Source organism: Lentiprolixibacter sp., from assembly GCF_982873095.1.
The window spans coordinates 1-843 of the sequence record NZ_CEYNTP010000265.1; the positions used below are offsets into that span (position 1 = coordinate 1).

The 843-nt window shown below is 43.4% G+C and carries 2 protein-coding genes; both read right to left on the reverse strand.

The features are described 5' to 3' along the window. Window positions 1-47: 47 nt before the first annotated feature. On the reverse strand, window positions 48-344 hold the full coding sequence (locus tag AC4E7D_RS12855) for a hypothetical protein (protein WP_490174190.1): 297 nt from the start codon (window positions 342-344) through the stop codon (window positions 48-50). A gap of 24 nt (window positions 345-368) precedes the next feature. Beyond that, window positions 369-812, reverse strand: coding sequence for a hypothetical protein (locus AC4E7D_RS12860; RefSeq protein ID WP_490174191.1), 444 nt, complete (start codon window positions 810-812; stop codon window positions 369-371). Window positions 813-843 lie beyond the last annotated feature (31 nt).

Genomic DNA, 843 nt, shown 5'->3' on the forward strand with positions numbered 1-843 from the left:
AAAAGAGGTGACAGGGGTTTGGAAGTTACCTGCGGGCCTTTACTAATCTATAACCGGTAGAGTGTATTTGAAACCAAAATGGTAACGATAAGAATAACCATGGCTGCATTTACAACAACAGCGATAACCTTCTTTTCATTAAAGGGTTCTCGACGGCCTTTGTAAAGGATATAGGTGCCCACGATTCCGAGTATCCCGGAAATTACAACCGGAAGCCCAAAAAGATAGCGAGACAAAGCAGCGTTGCTGGTCACCATTATGGCCACTGCGGCAAAAGTGAGCAGAAAAAGAATGAGCTTACTTAGTTTATAAGACTGTTCTGTATAATAGCTGCTGGATTCCATAATTACAATTTTAATCAGGTAGTCCTAGACTACTTTAATGTTTGCTCTGAGGCCTTCTATAATGCCAAGAATACTGGTTACGGTTTCAGTGAGATAATGACGGATCAATGTATGAGGGATCCTTACAGTAGTAAAACCGTTCTGGAAGGAGTGCATGGCTTCCTCCAGGTTGTTCATAGCTTGTTCATGGGTCATCATCTGGTATTCCGTATCCACTTCAATATTGAGCTTAACCCGGGAAATGGCAATATCGATGGACTTTTTCCCATCCCACCATTCAAGCATAGGGCTGATACCAGCGTCCTTCAGGGCATAGTAAAGCTGGATGGCTTCAAGGGGAGTGTTGTTCAGTTTACGCAGTTTTTCAATGCGCAACTTGTGTTGCTCACAAAGTTCAACGCCAAGGGTATCCATGGAGTCTCGATGGGCCAGATAACTCAGTTCTCTATCGCAGTCTAAACAGGTCATTCTTAAGCAGGTCAATTTAGGTTTGGGGGAT

Bases quoted from the DNA above. Each gene is read 5' to 3' on its own strand.
- AC4E7D_RS12855 (WP_490174190.1), bottom strand. From the start codon at position 344: ATGGAATCCAGCAGCTATTATACAGAACAGTCTTATAAACTAAGTAAG.
- AC4E7D_RS12860 (WP_490174191.1), bottom strand. From the start codon at position 812: ATGACCTGTTTAGACTGCGATAGAGAACTGAGTTATCTGGCCCATCGA.